Here is a 23910-nt window from a genome sequence, read left to right as displayed (position 1 = left end):
ATAGGTACCCCGATCGAGAGTTTGTCGGGGTCGTACAGTTTGTAATTACTAACGAAAAGACATGGCTGAGAAACGCAATATTTTCCTGATAGGTCCCATGGGTGCGGGCAAGAGCACCATAGGTAGACATCTGGCAGAACAACTGCATATGGAGTTTTTCGACTCAGATCATGAGATTGAGCGCCGCAGTGGTGCCGATATCGGCTGGGTGTTCGATGTTGAAGGCGAAGAGGGTTTCCGGATCCGCGAAGAGAAGGTCATCGGTGACCTTTCCGAACAGCAGGGTATCGTGCTGGCGACGGGTGGCGGTGCCATCAAGAGCCGTGAAACACGCAACAAGCTCTCTGCTCGCGGCATCGTGGTGTACCTCGAAACCACCATTGAGAAGCAACTGGCACGTACGCAAAGAGACAAGCGTCGCCCCTTGCTGCAAACCGAAGAGCCGCCGCGCGAAGTACTCGAGCGTCTGGCACAAGAACGCAACGCCCTGTATGAAGAAGTGGCTGACTTTGTCATCCAGACTGATGACCAGAGCGCTAAAGTTGTTGCCAATCAAATCGTTAAGTTGATCGGCATGTAATATAGAGGACGTCCATGGAAAGGTTGAAGGTCGAACTGGGTGAACGCAGCTATCCCATCGAGATAGCCGCAGGTCTGTTGCAGCACGCAGAGGTGCTGACGCAAACCATCAAGGGCAAGCGGGTCATGATTGTGACCAACACAGTGGTTGCGCCCTTGTATCTTGAGCGGATTGTCCAGTTGCTGTCGGGCTATCAGGTTGAACACCTGATCCTGCCGGATGGCGAGGCCTACAAGACCCTGGCTACCTTTGAGCGGATCATGTCCGCTCTGCTGGAAACCAACCATGGTCGTGATACCACTCTGATTGCCCTGGGTGGCGGTGTGATAGGGGACGTTGTCGGCTTCGCTGCTGCAAGCTATCAACGTGGCATTCCGTTCATTCAAGTGCCTACCACACTGCTCTCCCAGGTTGATTCCTCCGTTGGTGGCAAGACCGCCGTCAACCACCCCCTCGGCAAGAACATGATCGGGGCCTTCTATCAGCCCAGACACGTCGTGATCGATACCGAGTGCCTCCAGACCCTGCCTGCCCGCGAATTTGCCGCCGGCATGGCCGAGGTGATCAAATACGGCATCATCTGGGATGTCGAATTCTTCTGCTGGCTCGAAGCCAACATGTCCCGTCTGCAGGCGCAGGAGCCGGCCGCGCTGGCCTATGCCATCCGCCGCTGCTGCGAGATCAAGGCCGATGTGGTTGGCCAGGACGAGACCGAACACGGTGTGCGTGCCCTGCTTAATCTGGGCCACACCTTTGGCCATGCCATTGAAGCCGAGAAGGGCTATGGCAACTGGCTGCACGGCGAAGCCGTGGCGGCAGGCACCATGCTGGCCGCCAATACCGCCCTGGCCCGTGGGGACGTGACCGAGCAACAGGTAGACCGTATCCGGGCCTTGCTGCTGGCAGCCAATCTGCCGGTGACGGCGCCGCCAGAGATGGATTTTGCGGCCTTCATTCGCCACATGCGCCGCGACAAGAAGGTGCTGGAAGGCAAACTGCGTCTGGTGCTGCCGGTCGGCATTGGTCATGCCCAGGTGGTTGCCGATGTCTCCGATGCTGAACTGCTGGCGGTGATCGAGTCTGGTCGTGACGAATAAACTGCTGAAATTTCCCTCCCAGCGGCAGCTGGTTGACCGGCTGCTGCATCTGATTGAATTCAATCATCCTTTTATCTTTCTTTCCGGCAAACCCGGCAGTGGTCGCGGCACGTTGTGCGAATCCCTGCTGGGAGCGCTGCCGGAAAAAGTGCGGGTCGTCAGCCTGATTGGCAGCCCCGCCATGAAGATGGTGGACGTGCGCCAGCTGTTGCTTCCCCAGGTGGTGGCCCGGCCGTTGTTCAACCCGCAGGATGCGCTGGCAGACAGCTTTTTCCGCATGCTGGAAGGCAAACCCGCCACCCTGCTGCTGCTGATCGAGCGGGCGGATGAGCTGCCTGCCGAGCTGGTCGGCGAACTGTGGAGCCTGTGTCGTCACAACGATACCCTGAAGATCCCCCATCAGTTGGCCATCGTGCTCTCCGGCAGTGACGTCTGGTGTCGCAATCAGAAGGCGCAGCTGAAAGGGCGGGCCATGCCCGCGCTGGAGCTGGAAGTTGCGCCGCTTGGCGCGCCCGAACAACGCATCTTCTTGTATGAGAAGGCCAAAGAGCTCAAGATCCCGACAGCCCTCTTGCCCAAGCCGAAAGTGGAAGAGATCCTGAAAGTGGCAAATGGACATCCGTCCACCATCATGCAGTTACTGGAGGATATCATGACCGACAGAAGGCCCAAGAAACGTCAGGCCGAGTTGCCCGTCAAGAAGATTGCGACCCTGCTGGCCCTGTTGGCCGGCGGTCTGCTGGCGCTGAGTTATCTGCTGCCCGCCCTGTTTGGCGGCGACAGCAAGAGCACCGCCCCCGAGCCCACCCAAACCACGGCGTTGCCCATCCCCGTCTCGGGTGGCGATCCGCTGACCATCGGCGGCAGCAACACCAGCCAGAACGGCAGCCAGAGTGCGTCCAGTGATAGCGCCGCCAGCAACCCCGGCGGCGTGGTACGCGACTGGCAGCCGGATGCCAAGGTATTGCCCAAGGCGGTGGAGAGCGACACCGTGACCACCGAATCGACCAACTACGAAGGACGCCGGGTGGTGATCTCCGACGAGGTGGTCGAGAAGCTGATGAAGCAGCCCAACGTCAGTGGCGCCCTGCCCACTGCGGTGGTGGATGAGCTGACCGGCGCCGATTCGCAAGCGGCGGCCACTCAAGTTGCTCCTGCCGAGCAGGCTGTTACACCCAATGCTACTGCTCAGACTGCCCAGCCGGCAAACATCGCCAAGGCCCAAGCCACGCCAGCGGCCAGCAAGCCGGTGGCCAAGCCAGTCGCAGTTGAACCGGTGGCGGCACCTGCTCCCAAGGTGGCGCTGACCCCCGCTGCCACTCTGAACAAGAAGCCCAGAAACCACTACAGCATCCAGCTGATGGGGGCGAGCAACACCAAGGCGGTCGACAAGTTCGTGGCCGAAAATGGTCTGGCCGGCAAGATCTGGGTCTATCAGACCAAGTTCCGCGGCAGCCCCTGGTACGTGGTGCTGCAGGGGGACTACGCCAGCAGCAACCAGGCCAAGGCCGCCATTCGCAAGCTGTCGCCCGCCTTGCTGAAGGGTCAACCCTGGCCCAAGTCGTTTGCGCAGGTACAAAAAGAGTTGAAGCAATAGCCATTTTGACCGGGAAGGGGGTAGAATCGTCCCCCTTTTTTGGTCGATGCCTTCTTAACACCGGATTTCCATGAAAAAAACACGCGCTTTTTTAAAATGGGCCGGGGGAAAATACTCCCTGGTTGAAGAGATTGCCGAGCGTTTGCCGGCCGGGCGTGTGTTGCTGGAGCCCTTCGTCGGGGCTGGGTCCGTGTTTCTCAACACCGACTACGACGCCTATGTGCTCAACGACATCAATCCGGATCTGATCGGTCTTTACAATCATCTCAAGTTGACGCCGGATCGGTTCATCGCTGAGTCGCGCAAGCTGTTCGTGACCGAGCACAACCACAAGGCGGCCTACTACCGGCTGCGCACCCAGTTCAACCAGACCGACACCAGCTTCGAGCGTGCCCTGCTGTTCCTGTTTCTGAATCGGCACGGTTTCAACGGCCTGTGCCGGTACAACAAGAAGGGGGGCTTCAACGTCCCGTTCGGTTCCTACAAGAAGCCCTATTTCCCGGAAAAAGAGCTGTGGGCCTTCGCCGAGAAGGCGCAGAAGGCGACCTTCATCTGTGAAAGCTATGCCGATGCCATCCAGCGCGCCGAAGAGGATTGGGTGATCTATTGCGATCCTCCCTATGCCCCGCTCTCCACTACGGCGAGTTTCACCACCTATTCGGCCGGCGGTTTCACCCTGGACGATCAGGCCGTGCTGGCCAGGCTGGCTCGCCACACCGCGGCTCGTAAAGGAGTGCCCGTGCTCATCAGCAACCACGATATCGAGCTGACCCGCGAGCTCTATCGCGGTGCCCGCCTCGACGAGATCCTGGTCAAGCGCACCATCAGCCGCAACGGCGGCACCCGCAACAAGGTAGCCGAGTTGCTGGCGCTCTATCCGCCTGGCATCGAGCCGGAGCAGGGCTACTACCCGAGCGACGCCGACCTGGCGCCACTCGGCTGACGCAGACGGCACCTCGGGGTGCCGTTTTTTATGTCTGCTGTGGCCGATGACGGCGTTCGCTTTCTCCGTACCCTGTGCGGGTCGTTTTCAGCATCCATTTGCGGTGATGATGGCGTTCGCTTTTTCCGTACCCTGTGCGAGTCGTTTTCAGCATCCGTTTGCGGTGATGATGGCGTTCGCTTTTTCCGTATCGTGTGCAGGTCGTTTTCAGCGTCCGTTTGCGGTGATGATGGTGTTCGCTTTTTCCGTACCGTGTGCGGGGCATTTTCAGCGTCCATTTGCGGTGATGATGGCGTTCGCTTTTTCCGTACCGTGTGCGGGTCGTTTTCAGCGTCCGTTTGCGGTAAAATTGCGCCGCTTTTTCTGCCACGCTGCCAATGGATGACGCTGATGAAAGACTTTCTGATTGCCCCCTCGATCCTCTCCGCCGACTTTGCCCGTCTGGGGGACGATGTCGCCAAGGTGCTGGCCGCCGGTGCCGACGTGGTCCATTTCGACGTGATGGACAACCATTATGTGCCCAACCTGACCATAGGCCCCATGGTCTGCCAGGCCCTGCGTGACTACGGTATCGAAGCCCCCATCGACGTGCACCTGATGGTCAAGCCGGTGGATCGCATCATTCCCGACTTTGCCAAGGCGGGTGCTTCCCTCATCACCTTCCACCCGGAAGCGTCCGACCACGTCGACCGCTCCCTGGGCCTCATCAAGGAGCAGGGCTGCCAGGCCGGCCTGGTACTGAACCCGGCCACGCCGCTCACCTGCCTGGAGTACGTGATGGACAAGCTGGATGTGATCCTGCTGATGTCGGTCAACCCGGGCTTTGGTGGCCAAAGCTTTATTCCAGGCACCCTCGACAAGCTGCGCCAGGTGCGTCGCCTCATCGACGAGAGCGGCCGCGACATTCGCCTCGAGATCGACGGTGGGGTCAAGGTCGACAACATTCGTGAAATTGCCCAGGCTGGCGCCGACATGTTCGTGGCCGGCTCGGCCATCTTCAGTCGTCCGGACTACAAGGCGGTGATCGACGAGATGCGGGCGGAGCTCTCTCATGTCAAACGCTGAACGTGATTTTGACTTGGTGCTGTTCGATCTGGACGGCACCCTGATCGACAGCGCCCCGCAACTGGCGCTGGCGGTCAACCGTACGCTGACCGAACTCGGGCTGACCGAGGCCGACGAGGCCGTGGTGCGGACCTGGGTCGGCAACGGTGCCGACAAGCTGATCCAGCGCGCGCTGGACTATCGCGCAGCGCCCGAGCTGTTTGCCAGCGCCCGTCCGCTGTTTGACCGTCACTATCAGGCTTGCCTGCTGGAAGGGCTGGCCATGTATGACGGGGTCGAGCAGAGCCTGCGCCGCCTACAGGCGCTGGGTTACCAGCAGGCGATCGTGACCAACAAGCCGAGTCACTTCGTGCAGCCGATCCTCGATGCCCTCGGCATCGCCGATTGCTTTGCGCTCTGGCTGGGGGGCAACTGCGTGCCCGTCAAGAAACCGAGCCCGGAGCCGCTGCTGCTGGCCTGCCACGAGCTGGGTGTCAGCCCGTCGCGCACCCTGATGGTGGGCGACTCCGAAAATGACGTGCTGGCCGCTCAGGCTGCCGGCATGAAGGTGGTGGGACTGACCTATGGCTACAACTACGGCCGTCCCATCGCAGATTCCCGCCCGGACTGGGTATGCGAACAGTTTGCCCAGCTCGACGCGCTGCTGGCCGAATAAGCTGGCCAGGCAGGCCGAATAACAAGGATCAACACTCTGATGACTAAACCTATCGTATTGAGCGGGGCCCAACCGTCGGGCCAGCTGACCATCGGCAACTACATGGGGGCCCTGCGTCAGTGGGTCAACATGCAGGATGACTTCGACTGCCTCTACTGCATCGTCGATCTGCACGCCATCACCACCCGCCAGGATCCGGCTGCCCTGCGCAAGGCCTGCCTGGACGCCGCCGCCCTCTATCTGGCGGTCGGCATCGATCCGGCCAAGAGCACCGTGTTCATCCAGTCCCACGTGCCGCAGCACGCCGAGCTTGGCTGGATCCTGAACTGCTACACCCAGATGGGCGAGCTGTCGCGCATGACCCAGTTCAAGGACAAGTCCGCCCGTTTCGAGAACAACGTCAACGTCGGCCTGTTCGGTTATCCGGTGCTGATGGCGGCCGACATCCTGCTCTATCAGGCCAATCAGGTGCCGGTGGGCAACGATCAGAAGCAGCACCTGGAGCTGACCCGCGACATCTGCACCCGCTTCAACAACCTCTACGGCGAGGTGTTCACCCTGCCGGAGCCCTTCATTCCGACCGAAGGCGCCCGGGTGATGAGCCTGCAGGATCCGACCAAGAAGATGTCCAAGTCGGACGATAACGAGGCCAACTTCATCGGCCTGCTGGAAGATCCCAAGCAGATCGTCAAGAAGATCAAGCGCGCGGTGACCGACTCCGACGAGCCGGCGGTGGTGCGTTTCGATCCGGAGAACAAGCCGGGGGTCTCCAACCTGCTGACCCTGATGTCCGGGGTGACCGGCCGCTCCATCCCCGAACTGGAGCAGCATTTCGAAGGCAAGATGTACGGTCACCTCAAGACCGAAACCGCCGAGGCCGTAGTCGCCCTGCTGGAGCCGATTCAGGCCCGCTTCCACGAGCTGCGTCAGGATGAGGCTCATCTGCAGGCCATTTTGGCGGCAGGTGCACAAAAGGCGCGGGAAAGGGCTGAAAAAACCCTGGCCAGCGTATATGATGTAGTCGGCTTCGTTCCTCGAGCCTGACATACTGGGAAGGTGTAGTAGAAGAGAGCTGGGTATTTGCCTGGCTTTCTTTGTTTTACCCGACCTGCTATTCGTTATTTCATCTTCCAATTTCAAACGCGGGCGTCTGCCCCAAGAGTTAGCATGTCTGTCGAATCAAATACCACGATTGAAGAGTTGGGTGACAAGGGTCACTGGCTGCGCAAGTTTCGCAAGGCCAAAAACCTCAATACCCTGCAACTGATGGTCTCCAATGCCATCGACAAGCACCACAAAACCCCTGCCATCGCCGCCGCCATCTATCTGGCCGAGTGCCAGCGCGAGCGTGAAATGGAACAGGGTCGCTATCTGGATCGTTAATTCTCTGCCCTGGTTGACCCATGCTGTTGTTGATCGATAACTACGACTCCTTTACCTGGAATCTGGTGCAATATTTTGGCGCTCTGGGACAGGAGGTAGTGGTGAAGCGCAATGACGAGCTGACGCTGGACGCCATTGCCCGGCTCTCTCCCCGTTATCTGGTGATTTCTCCTGGTCCCTGCACCCCCAATGAGGCGGGTATTTCGCTGGCGGCCATCGCCCGTTTTGCCGGCCAGCTCCCCATTCTTGGCGTCTGTCTCGGCCACCAGTCGCTGGCACAGGCCTTCGGTGCCAGTGTGGTGCGCGCCCGTCAGGTGATGCACGGCAAGACCTCGCTCATTCGCCATCGCGGCGAGGGGGTATTCAAGGGGCTCAACGACCCGCTGCGGGTCACTCGCTACCATTCGCTCATCGTGGAGCGCGACACCTTGCCCGATTGTCTCGAGATCACCGCCTGGAGCGAACATGCCGATGGCAGCCCGGACGAGATCATGGGACTGCGCCATAAGCAGTTGAATATAGAGGGTGTTCAGTTCCATCCGGAGAGCATTCTGAGCGAGCAGGGTCATCAGTTGCTGGCCAATTTTTTGGCCAATCCCTGAATAGTTGTGATCGGCCTCCCAGAATTGAAAGGAGGCCAAAAATATTTTCCCTGACACTTTATTCACCTCCCTCCCTGTCCAAATTATCTCTTGCCAACACCCCCTGAGCCGTTATGCAATGCGGTTGCCTAAAATCTCACGGGCAGTCGAACATTGTTCCCTGTAACGCGCTTTGTTGCAGACTTTTAGCTTTTTTTCTGTGACAATGCCGATGTGTTTACATGGATTTAACTTTTGGGCGGTGGATTATTCTGTCGCCAGATCGAAGGAGAGCAATATGTCAGAGTTGTTGGCAGTGACACGTGAAGTGTTTGATGAAGTGATGGTTCCCAACTATGCGCCCGCCAAGATCATCCCGGTGCGTGGTGAAGGGTCACGTGTCTGGGATCAGGAAGGCCGTGAGTATGTGGATTTCGCCGGCGGGATCGCCGTCAATGGCCTGGGCCATTGCCATCCCAAGCTGGTCGAGGCCCTGAAAACCCAGGGCGAGAAGCTGTGGCACCTCTCCAACGTGATGACCAACGAGCCGGCCCTGCGCCTGGCCAAGAAGCTGGTCGCCGCGACCTTCGCCGACAAGGTCTATTTCTGCAACTCAGGTGCCGAAGCCAACGAAGCCGCTCTCAAGCTGGCCCGTCGCTACACCATCGAGAAGTTCGGTGCCCACAAGACCCAGATCATCGCCTTCCACCAGGGCTTCCACGGTCGTACCTTCTTTACCGTCAGCGTCGGCGGCCAGGCTGCCTACTCCGATGGTTTCGGTCCCAAGCCCGCGGACATCACCCATGTGGCCTACAACGATCTGGCGGAGCTGGCTGCCGTCATCTCCGACAATACCTGCGCCGTGGTGATGGAACCGCTGCAGGGCGAGGGCGGCATCATTCGTCCCACCGACGAGTTTGCCAAAGGGGTGCGCGAGCTGTGCGACCAGCACAACGCCCTGCTGATCTATGACGAAGTGCAATCCGGCGTCGGTCGTACCGGCGATCTGTTTGCCTACATGGGTCTGGGCGTCACGCCGGATATCCTCACCAGCGCCAAGGCACTGGGCGGCGGCTTCCCCATCGGCGCCATGCTGACCACCACCGAAATCGCCTCCCACTTGAAAGTGGGCACTCACGGCTCCACCTACGGCGGCAACCCGCTGGCCTGCGCGGTGGCCGAGGCGGTGATCGACGTGGTCAACACCCCGGAAGTGCTCAATGGCATCAAGCAGCGCGAACAGCTGTTCCGCGAAGGGATCGAGGCCATCAACGCCAAGTACCACTGCTTCAGCGAAGTGCGCGGCAAGGGTCTGCTGCTGGGCGCCGTGCTGAACGACGACTACAAGGGCCGCTCCCGCGACTTCCTGCTGGCCTCCATCGACCAGGGTCTGATGGCGCTGGTAGCCGGCACCAACGTGGTGCGTTTTGCGCCGTCCCTGGTTATTCCGGAAGCGGACATCAAGGAAGGGCTGGTACGGTTCGAGAAAGCGGTTGCCCAGGTGGTTAACGCCTGATCCAAATTGAGGTGGGGAGCCCTCCCGGCAGGAGCCGGGACCCCACCTGTCGTCAATGAAAGGGAGTTGTCATTTATGTTGGTTATCCGTCCCATCGAGCAAAAAGATTTTGCCGGTCTCAAGACCTGTGCCATCGAATCCGGCACCGGCATGACTTCGTTGCCCGTCAACGATGAACTGCTGCAGCGCAAGATAGACGCTTCCACCCAGACCTTTTCGGACAAGCCTGCGGGCAAGGGTGACTGCCTCTATTTCTTCGTCGCCGAGGATCTGGAGACCGGCGAAATGGTCGGTACCTGCGCCATCGATGCGGCCGTGGGCCTGTCCCAGCCGTTCTACAACTATCACATCGGCAAGGTGGTGCACTCTTCCCCCAAGCTCGGCATCTACAACGTCGTGGAAACACTCACCCTCTCCAACGACTACACCGGTAATTCCGAGCTCTGCACCCTGTTTCTGCGCGAATGCGCTCGCGAGGGGCTCAACGGCCGTCTGCTCTCCAAGCACCGCTTTCTGTTCATGGCCGAACACCCCGAGCTGTTTGACGAGACCGTCTTCGCCGAGATGCGTGGCGTCTCCGATGCCGATGGTCACAGCCCCTTCTACGAGTGGCTGCAAAAGCATTTCTTCTCGATGGATTTTCCCACCGTCGACTATCTCACCGGCATCGGCAAGAAGCGCTTCATCGCCGAGCTGATGCCCAAGTACCCCATCTACGTCAATCTGCTGAGCAACGAGGCGCGCGCCGTCATCGGTCAGACCCACGAGAAGACCCGTCCGGCCATCAAGATGCTGCAGGACGAAGGATTCGTGAATCGCGGCTATGTCGACATCTTCGATGCCGGCCCCACCGTCGAGTGCGACGTGAAGAATATTCGCAGCGTGCGCCGCAGCCAGAAGCTGCGGGTGCTGGTGGGTGAGCCCATCGGCGGCAAGACCCATCTGGTCTGCAATACCCGCTACGAGCACTACCGTGCCTGCTACGGCAACATCCGGGTGGATCTGGACAAGCACGAAGCCATCATCCCGCCCAAGATGGCGGCCGCACTCAAGGTGCAGGATGGCGACATGGTGCGCGCAGTCGATCTCGATTGAGCCATATCAGCAGCAAAACCGCATATGAAACAGGCAGCCAAGGCTGCCTGCGAACCACAGGGAGTGAAGGATGAGCCAGTTAGTTCAGTTTATTGACGGTCAGTGGCTGGCCGGTGCAGGCAAGCCGTTCGAGTCAAAGGACCCGGCCAAGAATCAGGTGATCTGGCAAGGGGAGGCCGCCAGCGCCGCCCAGGTAGAGACTGCCGTCAAGGCTGCCCGCCATGCCTTCTATCATTGGTCCGATCTGGCCCTCGACGATCGTCTGACCATCGTGCGCCGCTATGCCGACCTGCTCGGCGAGCACAAGGAGGCGCTGGCGCTGACCATCGCCCGCGAAACCGGCAAGCCGCTGTGGGAGACCCGCACCGAAGTGGCCGCCATGCAGGGCAAGATCGCCATCTCCATCCGCGCCCATGACGAGCGTACCGGCACGGTGGAAAACCCCATGCCGGGCGCCAAGGCGTTCGTGCGCCACAAGCCCCACGGCGTCGTGGCCGTGTTCGGCCCCTACAACTTCCCGGGCCACCTGCCCAACGGCCATATCGTACCGGCGCTGATCGCCGGCAATACCGTGGTGTTCAAGCCTTCCGAGCTGACCCCCATGGTGGCCGAGGCCATGCTGAAGATCTGGCAGGAGGCGGGGCTGCCCAAGGGCGTGCTCAACCTGGTGCAGGGCGAGGTCGACACCGGCAAGGCGCTGGCCGGCAATCCGGACATCGACGGCCTCTTTTTCACCGGTTCGTCCCGTACCGGCCACTTCCTGCATCAGCAGTTTGCCGGCCAGCCGGGCAAGATCCTGGCCCTGGAGATGGGCGGCAACAACCCGCTGATAGTGAAAGACGTGAGCGACATCGACGGCGCCGTCCATGCCATCGTGCAGTCCGCCTTCATTACCTCTGGCCAGCGTTGCACCTGCTCGCGCCGCCTGTTTGTCGAGCGCGGCGCGCGGGGCGATGCCCTGGTCAAGCGCCTGGTAGAGGTGGTTGGCCAGATCAAGGTCGGCCTCTATGACGCCGCCGAGCAGCCGTTCATGGGCGCCATGATAAGCGAGAAGGCAGCGCTTGGCATGGTCGAGGCGCAAGCCAACCTGCAGCGCCTCGGTGGCGAGAGTCTGCTTACCCTCACGCACCTGGAAGCGGGCACCGGCTTCGTCTCCCCGGGCATCATAGACGTGACCGCGGTCAGCGCGCTGCCGGATGAAGAGTACTTCGGCCCGCTGCTGCAACTCATTCGCTACGACGACTTCGATGCCGCCATCGAGAAGGCGAATGCCACCAGCTTCGGCCTCTCGGCCGGCCTGCTCGGCGACAGCGAGGCGGACTGGCAGCACTTCTTCAAGCGCATTCGCGCCGGCATCGTCAACTGGAACAAGCCCATCACCGGTGCCTCCAGTGCCGCGCCGTTCGGTGGCATCGGCGCCTCCGGCAACCACAGGGCGAGCGCCTACTACGCCGCCGACTACTGTGCGTACCCGGTGGCTTCCGTCGAAGACAGCAAGGCCGCCATGCCGGATCAGCTGTCTCCCGGCCTGACGTTCTAAGCAAGACAAAGGCGGGCGCTCTCTGCGTTGGAGCCAGCGCCCGACCACGACAATAAAAGGGGCACTGAACTGGTGCCCTTATCTGTACCCGCAATCAAAGGAAAGAGAGATGCAAAAGGATATCGACACCCTGTTCGGTCATTTGTGGGATAACTACATTCAAGTCACCCCGAGTGCCCACAAGGTCCATCAACTGCTGGGTGGCGGCGAGCCCATCGTCAACGACCACGTGGCGTTTCGCACCTACAACCTGCCCAAGCTGGGGCTGGAGAAGCTGGCCGCCCACTTCCTGGCGCTCGGCTACGAGCAGAAGGGCGAGTACGTGTTCAAGGCCAAGAAGCTCTACGCCAAGCACTTCGAGCATAAAGACCCGGACGCTCCCAAGGTGTTCATCAGCGAGCTGAAGGTGGAAGAGCTCTCCGACGCGGCCCAGGCCATCATCCACAAGCTGGCGGCTCAGGTGCCCGATCACCTGACCGACACCCAGGCCTTCCTCTATGCCGGCGCCCCCTGGCAGGTCTCCTGGGCCGATTACCAGACCCTGCTGGCGGAGAGCGAGTATGCGGCCTGGATGGCGGCCTGGGGCTATCGCGCCAACCACTTCACCGTCAACATCAACCGCCTGAAGGACTTCGACACCATCCAGCAGGTCAACGCCGCCCTCAAGGCCGCGGGCTTCGTGCTCAATGGCGTGGGTGGCGAGGTGAAAGGGGACCCGCAGGTGATGCTGGAGCAATCGTCCACCATGGCCGACAAGGCGGACGTGGCCTTCACCGACGGCGTGCGCACCATCCCCAGCTGCTTCTACGAATTCGCCCTGCGCTACCCGCAGGCCGACGGCGTGCTCTACCCGGGCTTCGTCGAAGCCTCGGCCGACAAGATCTTCGAATCCACCAACGCCATGTAAGCCGGGGCCGGGTCATTCCGGCACTGCTGCATGCAAAACGCCTCCCTTGCGGAGGCGTTTTCATTGGTGGCAGGAGAGGGGGAGTGGCCTAGCGCTGGTAGAGCTCGCCCTCCAGCGCCAGTACCGTCTCCATCCCGGCGGCGCGGCCCGCCTGCAGGCCGATCTGGGTATCTTCGAACACCAGGCAGTTGGCGGGATTGGCGCCGAGCAGCTCGGCCACTTTCAGGAAGGTGTCGGGGTGAGGCTTGTGGTTGTCGATGTCATCGGCACTGACCAGCACGGGAATATAGGCATCCAGACCGGTGTTTTTCAGGATGTGCAGGGCGTGCTCGCGCGATGAGCCCGTGCCTATGCCCATCGGGACCTTGCCGTGGCAGCGCTTGACCAGCTCCCACATGGCGGGAAACACGCTGACCTTGTCGATATGCTCCAGATAGAGCGCCACCTTGCGCCGGGTGAAGGCGTCCACATCGATATCCAGCCCATGCTGTTCGGCCAGGATGGCGACTATCTTGCGGGTGGGAATGCCGCCGAATTCATTGAGCTGGGCGCGATCGAAGGGCAGGCCGAACTCGGCGCTGGTCTCCTCCCAGGCATCCAGATGCAGGGGCATGGAGTCGACCAGGGTGCCGTCCATATCGAAAATCAGGGCATCGTATTGCTCAAACCGGAACTGCTCGGACATGGGGCTGCTTCCTCTTGGGGGGTGAACAGCCAGCCTATCAGAATGCAGCAGGCAATGCCGCGACCGGGGTCATGGTTGCGGGTCGGCGGCGCCATGGCAGTGGTTTTGGCCATCGACTGGTGATTTATGAGACAATAATAAGTTCTGCGCCGCAGATCCTGGCATTTCAAATTAGCGAGCCCCTATATGTCCCCAAAAACCATCTTCTCGAGCGTGGCCCTGGTGATCGCCCTGGGTTCACTGGAAAAGAGCATAGTCACCACCCCCTTGCCCATCATAGGTGCCGAGCTGAACGCCGGCGCCGCCCTCACCTGGGTGGTCACCGCCTACCTGCTGGCGGCCACCGCCGCCCTGCCCATTTATGGCAAGCTGAGTGACATGTTTGGCCGGGTGCGCATGCTCAACATCGGCATCGGCCTGTTTCTGGCCGGATCCGTGGCCTGCGGTCTGGCCCAGGATCTACCGACCTTGCTGGCGGCCCGCGTGCTGCAAGGTCTGGGCGGCGGCGGCCTGATCGCGCTCGCCTTCACCGTCATCGCCGACAGCATACCGCCGCGGGAGGTGGGCAAGTATCAGGGCTACATCTCGGCGGTCTATGCGGTCTCCAGCATTGCCGGGCCCCTGCTCGGCGGCTACTTCACCGAGCAGCTCAGCTGGCGCTGGATCTTCTGGATCAACCTGCCGCTCGGGGCGCTCGCGCTCTGGCTGGTGAACCGCAACCTGGGTCACCTCAATGTGCGCCGTCACAGCCGCTTCGACTGGAAAGGGGCGGCACTGCTGATCACCGTCACTACCCTGAGCCTGCTGTTGCTCTCGCCGGAGACAACCCTGCCCGCCATCTGGCTGGCGGCGGGACTGGCGCTGGCCTTGCTGCTGCTGATCCTGGTGGAGCGGCGGGCCCACGACCCTATTCTGCCGGCCCATCTGGCCCGGCTGCCCGGCTATCTGGTGAGCGTGCTGCTGGCGCTGGCTTCACAACTGCTGATGTTCGCCGTGCTGGTCTATCTGCCGCTGCAGATGCAGTGGCAGAAGGGGATGGGGGCCAGCGAGAGTGGGCTCTACATGGTGATCTTCATGGTCTGCATCACGGCGGGGGCCTTCGTCGGCGGCAAGCTGATCGGCCGCACCGGTTACTACCGGCGCTTCGTGGTGGTGGGCTTCGCCCTGTCGGCGCTGGCGCTCTGGCAGATCCACTTCGACCTCTGGGCCAGACTGGGACTGGGGTTTGCCGGATTGGGGCTGGGCCTGGTGCTGCCAGCGCTGTCGGTGGTGGTGCAAAACGCCCTGCCACGTGAAGATCGCGGCATCGGCATGTCGCTGTTCAACTTCGGCCGCGAGCTGGGGGGCGCGGTCGGGGTGGCCATCTGCTCCGTGCTGTTTCACTCCGCTCTGCCGGCGGGCAGCAGCCACAACCTGGCCAGCCTGAGCCCGGCCGAGCTGGCACCCGGTTTCAGCGCCACCTATATCGGCATGGCGCTGATCGCCACCGCCGCGCTGCTCATCACCCTGCTGGCGTTGAAACGCCACGAGCTGGCCAGCATCCACGCCTGATGGCGTCACCGCGACATGGCAACAGGGCTCCCCATGGGGAGCCCTGTTTGTTGGTGGGTCTGCGTTTCTACTCCTGGGCTGGCGCCTCCTTGCCCGCCAGCTGGCTCAGCCAGGCGAAGCGGCGGTTGGCGTCCAGCTCCGCCTCCCGATAGAGCTGGCTGGCAATCTCCGGCAACTGGCGTTCCAGCCGCTTGAAGCGGGGCTCCTGCTGCAGGGTCTCGGCCAGCGATGCGCTGGGGGCCCGGGAGTCCAGTGCCAGCGGCGCCTTGCCCTCCTCGCTGCGGCGCGGGTCGTAGCGGTAGAGCGGCCAGAAGCCGGTGGCGGTCAGCTGCTTCATCTGCTCGTGGCTCTGGGCCAGATCGTAGCCGTGCTCCTCGCAGGGGCTGTAGGCGATGATGAGCGACGGGCCCGGGTAGGCTTCCGCCTCCTGAATGGCCTTCACCGTCTGGTTCATCTGGGCGCCGAGAGAGATCTGCGCCACGTAGACATGACCGTACATCATGACGTTGGCGCCAAGATCCTTGCGCCCCTTGCGCTTGCCCTGCTCGCCAAACTTGGTGATGGCGCCGAGCGGGGTGGCCTTGGACTGCTGGCCGCCGGTGTTGGAGTAGCACTGGGTGTCGAGCACCAGCACATTGATGTTCTCCCCCAGGCTCAGCACGTGATCGAGCCCGCCGTAGCCGATGTCGTAGGCCCAGCCGTCGCCGCCGATGAGCCAGACCGATTTCTCCACCAGGTAGTCTGCATCACGGGCCAGCTCCTGGGCCGCGGCGTCGGCGCGCCCCTGCAGCAGTGCGCGCAGATGCTCGATATGGGCGCGCTGCTCGGAGACCGGCAGGCTGGCATCTTGCAGCCCTTGTTGCAGTTCGGCCGGGACGGCGTCCCCCAGGCTCGCCAGCAGGCGGCGTACCCGCTCGCGATGCTGATCCACGGTGAGCCGGAAGCCCAAGCCAAATTCGGCGTTGTCCTCGAACAAGGAGTTGGCCCAGGCCGGCCCGCGCCCGTCGGCGTTGGTGGTGTAGGGGGTGCTGGGCAGGTTGCCGCCATAAATCGACGAACATCCGGTGGCGTTGGCGATGAGCAATCTGTCCCCGTAGAGCTGGGTCAGCAGCTTGATGTAAGGGGTCTCGCCGCAGCCGGAGCAGGCACCCGAGTATTCAAACAGCGGCGAGATGAGCTGGGAGGTGCGGATGTCGATGCGCTCCAGCTGCTCGGCGCTGCGCTCGGGCAAGTCCAGGAAGAAGTCGTAGTTGGCCTTCTGGGCCTCGAGGTGATCCAGCCTGGACTCCATGTTGATCGCCTTGCGGCTCGGCTCGGTACGATCCTTGGCCGGGCACACCTCGACGCAGAGGTTGCAGCCGGTGCAATCCTCAGGCGCCACCTGCAGCACGTATTGCTGGCCGCGCATGTCGCGGGCCTTCACATCGAGGGCATCCAGGGTGGCGGGGGCCCTTTCCAGCGACGCTTTGTCCACCACCTTGGCACGGATGGCCGAGTGCGGGCAGGCGGCCACGCAGTAGTTGCACTGGGTGCAGAGGTCTGCCTGCCAGATGGGCACCTCCTTGGCGATGTTGCGCTTCTCCCAGCGGGTGGTGCCCACCGGCCAGGTGCCGTCCGGCGGGAAGGCGGAGACCGGCAGGCTGTCACCCAGCCCCGCCAGCATGGCGGCGGTGACGGTCTGCACGAAGTCGGGGGCCTTGGCCGATACCACGGGCGGGCGCTGGGGGCTGGCGGGGTCAAGCGCCTGCAGCGGCACCTGCACGAGGGCCTCGCAGGTGGCGGCCAGGGCCTGCCAGTTGCGCTCGACCAGCGCCTGCCCCTTGCTGCCATAGCTCGATGCGATGGTCTGGCGCAGCAGCTCGGTCGCCTCTGCCGGCGGTATGATGGCGGTCAGCTGGAAGAAGGCCATCTGCATCACGGTATTGATGCGGTTGCCGAGCTGGCACTCGCGGGCAATTTTGGCGGCGTTGATGGTGTAGAGGCGCGCACGCTTCTGGAGCAGGGCCTGTTGCACCTCCTGGGGCAGTCGCTGCCAGATCTGCCCGGCGTCGTAGGGACTGTTGAGCAGGAAGATGCCGTCGGGCCTCAGCCGCTCCGCCATCTGGTACATGTCGATGAACTGCCACTGGTGGCAGCCGATGAAGTCCGCCTCGTCCACCAGGTAGGCCGACTGCAGCGCCCGTTCGCCGACCCGCAGGTGGGAGACGGTGAGGCCGCCCGCCTTCTTGGAGTCGTAGACGAAGTAGCCCTGGGGGTAGAGGTCGGTGTGGTTGCCGAGGATCTTGATGCTGTTCTTGGCCGCCGACACTGTGCCGTCGCTGCCAAGGCCGTAGAACAGTGCCTCCAGCTTGTGCCGGTTGCCAAGGCCTGGGCTCGAATAATCGAGGGCCGGCAGCGGCAGGGAGAGGCCGGTGACGTCGTCGAAGATGCCGACGGTGAAGCGCGGCCTTGGGTTATCCAGCGCCAGCTCGTCGAAGATGGCCTGCACGCAGGCCGGGTTGAACTCCTTGGAGGAGAGGCCGTAGCGCCCGCCAATGACCCGCGGCAGGCTGGCACGCTCCCCCCGGCTGACCGCCTCGGCCAGCGCACTCATCACGTCCAGATAGAGCGGCTCGGCCAGGGCGCCCGGCTCCTTGGTGCGATCCAGTACCGCAATCTTGCGGGCGCTCTGCGGAATGACCGCCAGCAGGTGCGCGGCCGAGAAGGGGCGGTAGAGCCGCACCTTCACCAGCCCCACCTTCTCGCCCTGTGCGATCAGCCGCGTGATCACCTCCTCGCAGGTGCCGATGGCGGAACCCATCAGCACCAGCACCCGCTCGGCCTCTGGGTGACCCAGGTATTCGAACGGCCGGTAGTGGCGGCCGGTGCGCTCACCGAAAGCGTCCATCGCCTTGCTCACATGGCGATACGCATCGTCATACCAGGGGTTGGTGGCCTCCCGGCACTGGAAATAGGTGTCCGGGTTGGCGGCGGTGCCGCGAATGACCGGTTTGTCGGGGGTCAGCGCTCGCTCCCGATGGGCACGGATCGCCTCGGCGGGCAGCAGGGCGCGCAGGGTGTCGTCATCGAGCGGCACTATCTTGGTAATTTCGTGGGAGGTGCGAAAGCCGTCGAAGAAGTGGATGAAGGGCAGTCGGCTATTGAGGCTGGCTACCTGAGCGATCAGGGCAAAGTCCTGGGCTTCTTGCACATTGCTGGCGCAGAGCAGGGCGCAACCGGTCTGGCGCACTGCCATCACGTCCGAGTGATCGCCGAAAATCGACAGGGCATGGGTCGCCACCGTGCGCGCCGCCACGTGCAGTACGAAGGGGATGAGCTGACCCGCCAACTTGTAGAGGTTGGGGATCATCAGCAGCAGGCCCTGGGACGAGGTAAACGAGGTCGCCAGCGCGCCGGTCTGCAACGCGCCGTGGACGGCGGCGATGGCGCCCCCTTCTGACTGCATCTCGACCACGCGTGGCACGTCGCCCCACAGGTTCAGGCCCCGCTCGCTCGACCAGGCCGACGCCTGCTCCGCCATGCTGGAGCTGGGGGTGATGGGATAGATGGCGATGACTTCGCTGGTGCGGTAGGCCACCGAGGCGACCGCGTTGTTTCCGTCTGTGGTGATCATGAATTGCCCACTTGCTATGCCAGTTTGAATGACGGCTGCGATCAGCCGGCCATGGATAGGTCGTCGTCATAGTAAGAGTGGAAATTAACGCGGAACAAACGGGATAAATAATCAGGCCGAAGGCAGTGGCGGCGCGGGATGGCGGCTCACGGCCGATGACGAGGGCAAGCCGAAAGAGGGGCGGGCGGGATGGTTGTTGAGGGTAATTCGATTAACTGGATCGGCCGCAAAACGGGTCGAGTCGGCCCCGTCAATAAATAATCAAGCAGCAAATAAATTTGCGCCGTCGAGCGATGCGAGAGTGTTTCATGGCCAGGATGACAGGGTCATGGTACGGGAGGGCCTTTCACATCAGCCATAAAAAGGGCTCCCAAAGGAGCCCTTTTGAATCGCCTTGGCGGCTCTCTGCCACCATTATTTCCCTTGCACCTGGCGGCGGGGAACGGACCAGCCTGATGTGATGCCGGCCCGTGCGAGGGGGTTGCCCTACTCGTGGTGCAGGGTGATGCAATCCAGCCCGCCGCTGCCGCGCAGCAGGGCTTCCGCCTGGTTGAACTCCTCCCGTTTGTTGCTGGCAGCCTGACCCACGAAATAGGGGGTGAGCCCGGCCACTTCGCGTTGCAGCCAGGCGGCGAATGCCTGATTGAGGGGGGAGATGCTGGCGGCATTGGTGATGTAGAAGGGCTGCTGGCGGGTGCCCATGATGCCGTTCATCCAGTTCACCGGCCGCTTGCCCACGCTGAACACGCCGGGGGTGGCGATGGGGGTCAGGCCGGCATCGCTCAACTGCTGGCGGATGAGGGCGTGGATCTTGTGCCAGCGCTCGCTCTGCTGGCGCAGGTCGGTCACGCTCTGGCGAAGTGCTTGCCGCTCGTTCTCGCTCAGGCTGCCGCCCTCGGCCAGCACCTGTTCGATCAGTGCTGCACTGGCACCGTGATCGTTGAGCAAGATACGACCGTCGGCCAGCGGGCGCATGGCCATGTCGAGGTGAAAGCCGGGCTGGGCTAGGATCACCAGATCCCGCTCGGCCACCTTGAGCTCCTGCGCCATCAGGCGCTGGCTGATGGCCATCATGGCGAGGAAGCGGCGGGTCTGATGATCTTGCTCGGCGTCAGCCAGCCCTGTTCGTTGGTAGCCGCCGGCCTGCAACATGCGGCCCAGCCGGGCCAGAGTGGCGGCATCGGCCGCCAGCGTCGGCAGTGCCTGGGCTATCTGCTCATCATTGAACTCGGAGTGAAGCTCGGCGGTCACCACCAGGCTGGCGTACTCCTGCTTGAGGCGGGTCAGCAGATCGAAGGAGGCCGGTAGCGGTTGGCCATGGATGGCGCGATAGCGCTCGGCAATCCGCTCCCCTTGCTGCGGGCTCAGAAACATCCGCTGCTCCGCGGCTTCCCGGGTTGGCCCATCCACTTCGTACTTGGCGAGCTCGGCCTTGGCACGCGCGGTTCTGGCAAAGGCGTGGCGCTGCGGCTCATCCAGCCCCTGCGGCAGCAGGTTGGCCGCTTCCAGCAGGATGAGGTCCACCTCGGTGTCATGGCCCTTCTGGAAGGTATAGGGGCTGCCCAGCCACTCCTCTTCGCTGAGTTTCAGCCGAAACTCGCCGTCGCGCTCCATCTTCTCCTGCAGAGTGGCGATGCGCTCACTGTCCAGCCGGCTGTGGTGCAGGGTGGTCTGCAGCAGAGCGTCGCGGCCGATCAGGGCATAGGGGGTGCCGTCTGCTCGCTGGCCGGTCAGCATGTTGCCGCCATCGATGATGGAGAAGGTGGGGATGAGCTCGCGCCCCTGCGCCTCGGCGAAGGTGTTGGCCTGGGAGAGCATGCTCTCGTTGAGCCCCTGGGAGGCCTGGCTGCCGAGGCTGTGATGGCCCTCCTGCTCGGCCTCCGGGCTCTGCCCGGTCAGGGCGGTGACGAAGGCGTGGTAGCTATCCTTGTCGGCCAGCGGTGCCCGGGGACGGAAGATGAGGGCACCATCGCGCGACAGCCACATGTTGTCCTCGGTCCAGGTGTACATGTCAGCGTGGGTGCTGACCGAAAAGCCCTGCTCCCTGCCGATCTGCTCCAGCTCCGCCACCAGTTCCGGTTCGGTCTGGAGGGGCAGGTGGAGCTGGTGGATCCGGTTGCCCAGATCGTCCTGGGCCAGCTGGAAGGTGGGAGCGAGGGCGGGCATCTCTGCTCCAGAACCGGCCAGTGGGTCGTCCGGGAATATGATGGGGGTTGCCATGGCCGAGTGGAACCAGAAGAGGGTGGAGATGGCGAGTGCCACGCCGGTTTTGCGCATGATGATTTCCTGTTGTTATGGCGGGAGAGTGCCCGCGAGCCTGAACGTCGGCGTGCGGCGCCGTGCCGCACGCTTCGGATGGAAACCATAAGGAGCCGGGGAAGAACCACAAGGGCGCAAATCTGAATTGACTTTTAACCCTGACTAAACAGCGTTTAATATCGCCAGTTGATGATAAAAACGTCGTTTTTGATGGCGATTATTGCCAATAAAAACAGGGTGTTGAACTATTTCAATTGTCGATAGCGAGCAGTGACTGGATATTGCCTGGCAAGGCGGTGCGGGCCTGAGAACGCGAAGTTTTTAAGTGAATAAATCGCCGGGGCGTATCGACCGCCCAGGGGAGGGAAATTATCAATGGGCAGGAGCCACCCTCCATGGCGGAGGATGGCACGGGGATAGAGCTGCCCGTTACTCCCTTGCTCGCAGCAGCCAGGCGGCCGCCTGATAGGGGGCAAAGGTGGCGGCGGGTTGCCCCGGGTAGTTGCTCATCAGCAGGGTGGCACCTGGTTCCACCTGATCAAGGTGTGGCATGACCAGAGGGTGCTCGGTGAGGTTGGCGAGCAGCAGCAGGGTATGCCGCTCTGCGCTTGCCGGATCCTGCCAGTGGCGGCGATAGCTGATGCGCTCCGGGTCGTCCCCATCCAGTAGCTCGAAACCGCCGTGGCGAACGACAGGGTGAGCCTTGCGCAGGGCGATGAGCTGGCGATAGCAGTGAAACGGCGAGTCGGGGTGGGCCAGCTGCTCGGCGGCGTTTATCTCGACGTGGTTGGCGTTGAGGGCAATCCAGGGCGTGGTGGTGCTGAATCCGGCGTGGGGGCCGGCGTCCCACTGCATCGGGGTGCGGGCGTTGTCGCGGCCGATGGCATCGAGCCGCCGACTCAGCTCGGCAGGCGCCAGTCCCGCCTGGCTGGCGCGGTAGTTGATCGCCTCCACATCGCGCAGTTCGTCCGGCTGCCAGTGGCGGTTGGTCATGGCCAGCTCCTCCCCCTGATAGATGAAGGGAGTGCCCTGCATCAGCTGCAGCACCATGGCCCACAGCTTGGCGCTGGTTTCACGCCACTTAGGGCTGTCATCGCCAAAGCGGGAGACGGCGCGGGGCAGGTCGTGGTTGTTCAAAAACAGGCTGTTCCAGCCCCGCCCGTGCAGTCCCTGCTGGTGGCGGGCCATGGCCCGTTTGAAGGCGAGGGGATCGAAGCGGGATGACCACTTGTCACTGCCGAGCCCCAGATGCTCGAAGTTGAACACCATGCTGAATTCGCTGCCATCGGGGTTCGAATAGTTCTGCATATGGGCAAGATCGGCCCCCCAGGTCTCCCCCACCGTGATGATCCCCTGGCCGCCGAAGCTCGCGGCATTGAGCTCGCGAATATAATCGTGCAGGCGCGGGCCGTTGCTCATGGCAAGCCGGTGCCACTCCTTGCTCACCATGTCGATCACATCGAAGCGAAATCCCTTGATTCCCTTGCCCAGCCAGAAGTTGATCACCTCTGCCATTTCGGCCCGCACCGCCGGGTTGTCCCAGTCCAGATCGGCCTGACTCGCATCGAAGTTGTGCAGGTAGTAGCGATCAAGCGCTGGCACGTACTGCCAGCCGCTGCCGCCAAAGATCGAGGTGACCGGGTGGGCATCGACGAAGGCTTGATCCCGAAATACGTAATAGTCCTGATAGCGGGGATCGCCGGCCAGCGCCTGCACAAACCACTCATGCTCGGTGGAGGTGTGGTTGGCGACGATATCCATCATGATGCCTATGCCGTGAGCCGCCGCGTCGGCGATCAGTTGCTCCATCTCGGCCAGGGTGCCGAAGGCGGGGTCGATGGCACGGTAGTCTGCCACGTCGTAACCGTTGTCCCGCTTGGGGGAGCGATAGAGAGGGGTGAGCCACAGCATGTCGACCCCCAGGGTAGCCAGATAACCGAGGCGCTGACGAATGCCGTTGATGTCGCCCATGCCGTCGCCATCGCTGTCCTGAAAGCTCATGGGGTAGATCTGGTAGATAACGCAACTATCGAGGTCGATGTCGGGTGTGTGGAGAGGTCGCGGGTTCATCAGCTGGGCCGGTTGGGGGAAGCGATGGTTTATCTTACGCAGATGCGCGGGCCCTCGACAGGGCGGGGGAAGGTTTGAAAAGGGTTCCATAGTTGGCTGATTGCCAAAAGTGAGGGGAGGGTCACAACTGGGCCATCCCGAGCCATAGTTGTGGTCGGGATGGCGGGTACTTATTGCTGATACTGTGCAAGGAAGTGGGCTACTGGACCGCCTTGGCCTGCTCGCTGCGCTGTTCCTGCTGGCGCTCTGCCTTGTCTTGCTGGCGTTCCGCTTGGGCTTCCAGCTCCTTGCCGAGGAAGTAGTTCAGGAAGGTGCGGATCACCGCGATGATGGCGAGGCGGATCAGCTCCTCCTTGCTCGGCGCCACCGTGGTGGCCAGGATGTCGGCGGCGAGCTGGAACTCCAGCGCCAGAATGAGCCAGCTGCCGAAACAGAGCCGGATATGGGGAAAGCCGGGCTCGTGATCCCGCACCCGCGCCGCCAGCCAGAGGGTCTTGCCCAGCCCTATCACCACACAGGCGATGGAGATGATCTCCAGCAGCAGCTGGAACAGCTCGACCCCGTGCATCATGCCCTCTCGCAGGCTCGCTATCTCAAACACTCGGGTCACCTCCCTGATTCAAAAGAGGACACTATTAACACATCGCTCGGCAAAGACCAAATTGAAGCCACTTACGGCCTGTGGGTGAGATGAGCGGATGATTCAAAGTTGGGCTCCACTTGACCACTTTTTGTATGCACCGCACAATCCTTGCTCTTTCATGTGGTTAAAC

At 62.2% G+C, this 23910-nt stretch carries 20 protein-coding genes; 15 read left to right on the top strand and 5 right to left on the bottom strand.

The window, feature by feature from the left end:
* Positions 1 to 61: 61 nt before the first annotated feature.
* The 14 genes from aroK (at position 62) to E5E96_RS01395 (ending at position 12959) form a co-directional block, all read left to right on the top strand.
* Positions 62 to 580 carry a shikimate kinase AroK gene (aroK, locus tag E5E96_RS01460; RefSeq protein WP_005298388.1) on the top strand — a complete coding sequence of 173 codons (519 nt, stop codon included), beginning with the start codon at positions 62 to 64 and terminating at the stop codon, positions 578 to 580.
* A gap of 14 nt (positions 581 to 594) precedes the next feature.
* Entirely contained in the window at positions 595 to 1677 is a 1083-nt protein-coding gene (aroB, locus tag E5E96_RS01455) for a 3-dehydroquinate synthase (RefSeq protein ID WP_011706965.1), read from the top strand.
* Entirely contained in the window at positions 1667 to 3274 is a 1608-nt protein-coding gene (locus tag E5E96_RS01450; protein WP_171281406.1) for an SPOR domain-containing protein, read from the top strand. The genes aroB and E5E96_RS01450 overlap by 11 nt, the downstream gene beginning before the upstream one ends.
* A 70-nt stretch (positions 3275 to 3344) precedes the next feature.
* Positions 3345 to 4217, top strand: coding sequence for a Dam family site-specific DNA-(adenine-N6)-methyltransferase (locus tag E5E96_RS01445; RefSeq protein ID WP_171281405.1), 873 nt, complete (start codon positions 3345 to 3347; stop codon positions 4215 to 4217).
* A gap of 46 nt (positions 4218 to 4263) precedes the next feature.
* Positions 4264 to 4602 carry a hypothetical protein gene (locus E5E96_RS01440; RefSeq protein WP_171281404.1) on the top strand — a complete coding sequence of 113 codons (339 nt, stop codon included), beginning with the start codon at positions 4264 to 4266 and terminating at the stop codon, positions 4600 to 4602.
* A 5-nt stretch (positions 4603 to 4607) separates the two neighbouring features.
* Positions 4608 to 5282: a ribulose-phosphate 3-epimerase gene (gene rpe, locus E5E96_RS01435; RefSeq protein WP_016351625.1), complete on the top strand. Its 675-nt coding sequence runs from the start codon at positions 4608 to 4610 to the stop codon at positions 5280 to 5282.
* On the top strand, positions 5269 to 5937 hold the full coding sequence (locus E5E96_RS01430) for a phosphoglycolate phosphatase (protein WP_171281403.1): 669 nt from the start codon (positions 5269 to 5271) through the stop codon (positions 5935 to 5937). The genes rpe and E5E96_RS01430 overlap by 14 nt, the downstream gene beginning before the upstream one ends.
* Positions 5938 to 5976: 39 nt before the next feature.
* On the top strand, positions 5977 to 6981 hold the full coding sequence (gene trpS / locus E5E96_RS01425; RefSeq protein ID WP_005298400.1) for a tryptophan--tRNA ligase: 1005 nt from the start codon (positions 5977 to 5979) through the stop codon (positions 6979 to 6981).
* Positions 6982 to 7104: 123 nt separating this feature from the next.
* Positions 7105 to 7320, top strand: a complete 216-nt coding sequence (locus E5E96_RS01420; protein WP_011706959.1) for a hypothetical protein — start codon at positions 7105 to 7107, stop codon at positions 7318 to 7320.
* Between the two features lie 20 nt (positions 7321 to 7340).
* Positions 7341 to 7922 carry an aminodeoxychorismate synthase component II gene (locus E5E96_RS01415; protein WP_171281402.1) on the top strand — a complete coding sequence of 194 codons (582 nt, stop codon included), beginning with the start codon at positions 7341 to 7343 and terminating at the stop codon, positions 7920 to 7922.
* 277 nt (positions 7923 to 8199) lie between these two features.
* Positions 8200 to 9417 carry an aspartate aminotransferase family protein gene (locus E5E96_RS01410; protein WP_171281401.1) on the top strand — a complete coding sequence of 406 codons (1218 nt, stop codon included), beginning with the start codon at positions 8200 to 8202 and terminating at the stop codon, positions 9415 to 9417.
* A 75-nt stretch (positions 9418 to 9492) separates the two neighbouring features.
* Positions 9493 to 10512, top strand: coding sequence for an arginine N-succinyltransferase (gene astA, locus E5E96_RS01405; RefSeq protein ID WP_011706956.1), 1020 nt, complete (start codon positions 9493 to 9495; stop codon positions 10510 to 10512).
* A gap of 70 nt (positions 10513 to 10582) precedes the next feature.
* Positions 10583 to 12052, top strand: a complete 1470-nt coding sequence (gene astD / locus E5E96_RS01400) for a succinylglutamate-semialdehyde dehydrogenase (protein ID WP_171281400.1) — start codon at positions 10583 to 10585, stop codon at positions 12050 to 12052.
* Positions 12053 to 12161: 109 nt separating this feature from the next.
* Positions 12162 to 12959 carry a DUF1338 domain-containing protein gene (locus tag E5E96_RS01395; RefSeq protein WP_011706954.1) on the top strand — a complete coding sequence of 266 codons (798 nt, stop codon included), beginning with the start codon at positions 12162 to 12164 and terminating at the stop codon, positions 12957 to 12959.
* Positions 12960 to 13047: 88 nt separating this feature from the next.
* Here the strand turns inward: E5E96_RS01395 and E5E96_RS01390 are convergent, their stop codons facing one another.
* The gene (locus E5E96_RS01390; RefSeq protein ID WP_011706953.1) at positions 13048 to 13644 is read right to left on the bottom strand and encodes an HAD family phosphatase; all 597 of its coding nucleotides are present in this window, start codon (positions 13642 to 13644) and stop codon (positions 13048 to 13050) included.
* Positions 13645 to 13830: 186 nt separating this feature from the next.
* Here E5E96_RS01390 and E5E96_RS01385 point away from each other — a divergent pair, with 186 nt between their 5' ends.
* Positions 13831 to 15195, top strand: a complete 1365-nt coding sequence (locus E5E96_RS01385; RefSeq protein WP_171281399.1) for an MDR family MFS transporter — start codon at positions 13831 to 13833, stop codon at positions 15193 to 15195.
* A gap of 67 nt (positions 15196 to 15262) precedes the next feature.
* On the opposite strand, the gene nifJ is transcribed toward E5E96_RS01385, so the two are convergent.
* From nifJ to E5E96_RS01365, 4 genes are all read right to left on the bottom strand, one after another.
* Positions 15263 to 18808: a pyruvate:ferredoxin (flavodoxin) oxidoreductase gene (nifJ, locus tag E5E96_RS01380; RefSeq protein ID WP_171281398.1), complete on the bottom strand. Its 3546-nt coding sequence runs from the start codon at positions 18806 to 18808 to the stop codon at positions 15263 to 15265.
* A gap of 486 nt (positions 18809 to 19294) precedes the next feature.
* Positions 19295 to 21085 carry a hypothetical protein gene (locus tag E5E96_RS01375; RefSeq protein WP_171281397.1) on the bottom strand — a complete coding sequence of 597 codons (1791 nt, stop codon included), beginning with the start codon at positions 21083 to 21085 and terminating at the stop codon, positions 19295 to 19297.
* Between the two features lie 411 nt (positions 21086 to 21496).
* Entirely contained in the window at positions 21497 to 23137 is a 1641-nt protein-coding gene (locus E5E96_RS01370) for an alpha-glucosidase (RefSeq protein ID WP_171281396.1), read from the bottom strand.
* A gap of 199 nt (positions 23138 to 23336) precedes the next feature.
* On the bottom strand, positions 23337 to 23738 hold the full coding sequence (locus E5E96_RS01365) for a DUF1622 domain-containing protein (protein ID WP_171281395.1): 402 nt from the start codon (positions 23736 to 23738) through the stop codon (positions 23337 to 23339).
* Positions 23739 to 23910 lie beyond the last annotated feature (172 nt).

Source organism: Aeromonas sp. 1805 (assembly GCF_013085525.1).
Taxonomy (GTDB): Bacteria; Pseudomonadota; Gammaproteobacteria; order Enterobacterales; family Aeromonadaceae; genus Aeromonas; species Aeromonas hydrophila.
Note: the sequence above shows the minus strand (reverse complement) of the source record. Positions and strands in the feature narration are given on the sequence as shown.

What these genes read in the sequence shown, in the direction of transcription:
- aroB (WP_011706965.1), top strand. Translation starts at nt 595, where the DNA reads ATGGAAAGGTTGAAGGTCGAACTGGGTGAACGCAGCTATCCCATCGAG.
- E5E96_RS01410 (WP_171281401.1), top strand. Translation starts at nt 8,200, where the DNA reads ATGTCAGAGTTGTTGGCAGTGACACGTGAAGTGTTTGATGAAGTGATG.
- astA (WP_011706956.1), top strand. Translation starts at nt 9,493, where the DNA reads ATGTTGGTTATCCGTCCCATCGAGCAAAAAGATTTTGCCGGTCTCAAG.
- E5E96_RS01420 (WP_011706959.1), top strand. Translation starts at nt 7,105, where the DNA reads ATGTCTGTCGAATCAAATACCACGATTGAAGAGTTGGGTGACAAGGGT.
- E5E96_RS01390 (WP_011706953.1), bottom strand. Translation starts at nt 13,644, where the DNA reads ATGTCCGAGCAGTTCCGGTTTGAGCAATACGATGCCCTGATTTTCGAT.
- E5E96_RS01415 (WP_171281402.1), top strand. Translation starts at nt 7,341, where the DNA reads ATGCTGTTGTTGATCGATAACTACGACTCCTTTACCTGGAATCTGGTG.
- E5E96_RS01370 (WP_171281396.1), bottom strand. Translation starts at nt 23,137, where the DNA reads ATGAACCCGCGACCTCTCCACACACCCGACATCGACCTCGATAGTTGC.
- E5E96_RS01395 (WP_011706954.1), top strand. Translation starts at nt 12,162, where the DNA reads ATGCAAAAGGATATCGACACCCTGTTCGGTCATTTGTGGGATAACTAC.
- E5E96_RS01445 (WP_171281405.1), top strand. Translation starts at nt 3,345, where the DNA reads ATGAAAAAAACACGCGCTTTTTTAAAATGGGCCGGGGGAAAATACTCC.
- E5E96_RS01440 (WP_171281404.1), top strand. Translation starts at nt 4,264, where the DNA reads ATGACGGCGTTCGCTTTCTCCGTACCCTGTGCGGGTCGTTTTCAGCAT.
- astD (WP_171281400.1), top strand. Translation starts at nt 10,583, where the DNA reads ATGAGCCAGTTAGTTCAGTTTATTGACGGTCAGTGGCTGGCCGGTGCA.
- E5E96_RS01375 (WP_171281397.1), bottom strand. Translation starts at nt 21,085, where the DNA reads ATGCGCAAAACCGGCGTGGCACTCGCCATCTCCACCCTCTTCTGGTTC.
- E5E96_RS01430 (WP_171281403.1), top strand. Translation starts at nt 5,269, where the DNA reads ATGTCAAACGCTGAACGTGATTTTGACTTGGTGCTGTTCGATCTGGAC.
- rpe (WP_016351625.1), top strand. Translation starts at nt 4,608, where the DNA reads ATGAAAGACTTTCTGATTGCCCCCTCGATCCTCTCCGCCGACTTTGCC.
- aroK (WP_005298388.1), top strand. Translation starts at nt 62, where the DNA reads ATGGCTGAGAAACGCAATATTTTCCTGATAGGTCCCATGGGTGCGGGC.
- trpS (WP_005298400.1), top strand. Translation starts at nt 5,977, where the DNA reads ATGACTAAACCTATCGTATTGAGCGGGGCCCAACCGTCGGGCCAGCTG.
- nifJ (WP_171281398.1), bottom strand. Translation starts at nt 18,808, where the DNA reads ATGATCACCACAGACGGAAACAACGCGGTCGCCTCGGTGGCCTACCGC.
- E5E96_RS01385 (WP_171281399.1), top strand. Translation starts at nt 13,831, where the DNA reads ATGTCCCCAAAAACCATCTTCTCGAGCGTGGCCCTGGTGATCGCCCTG.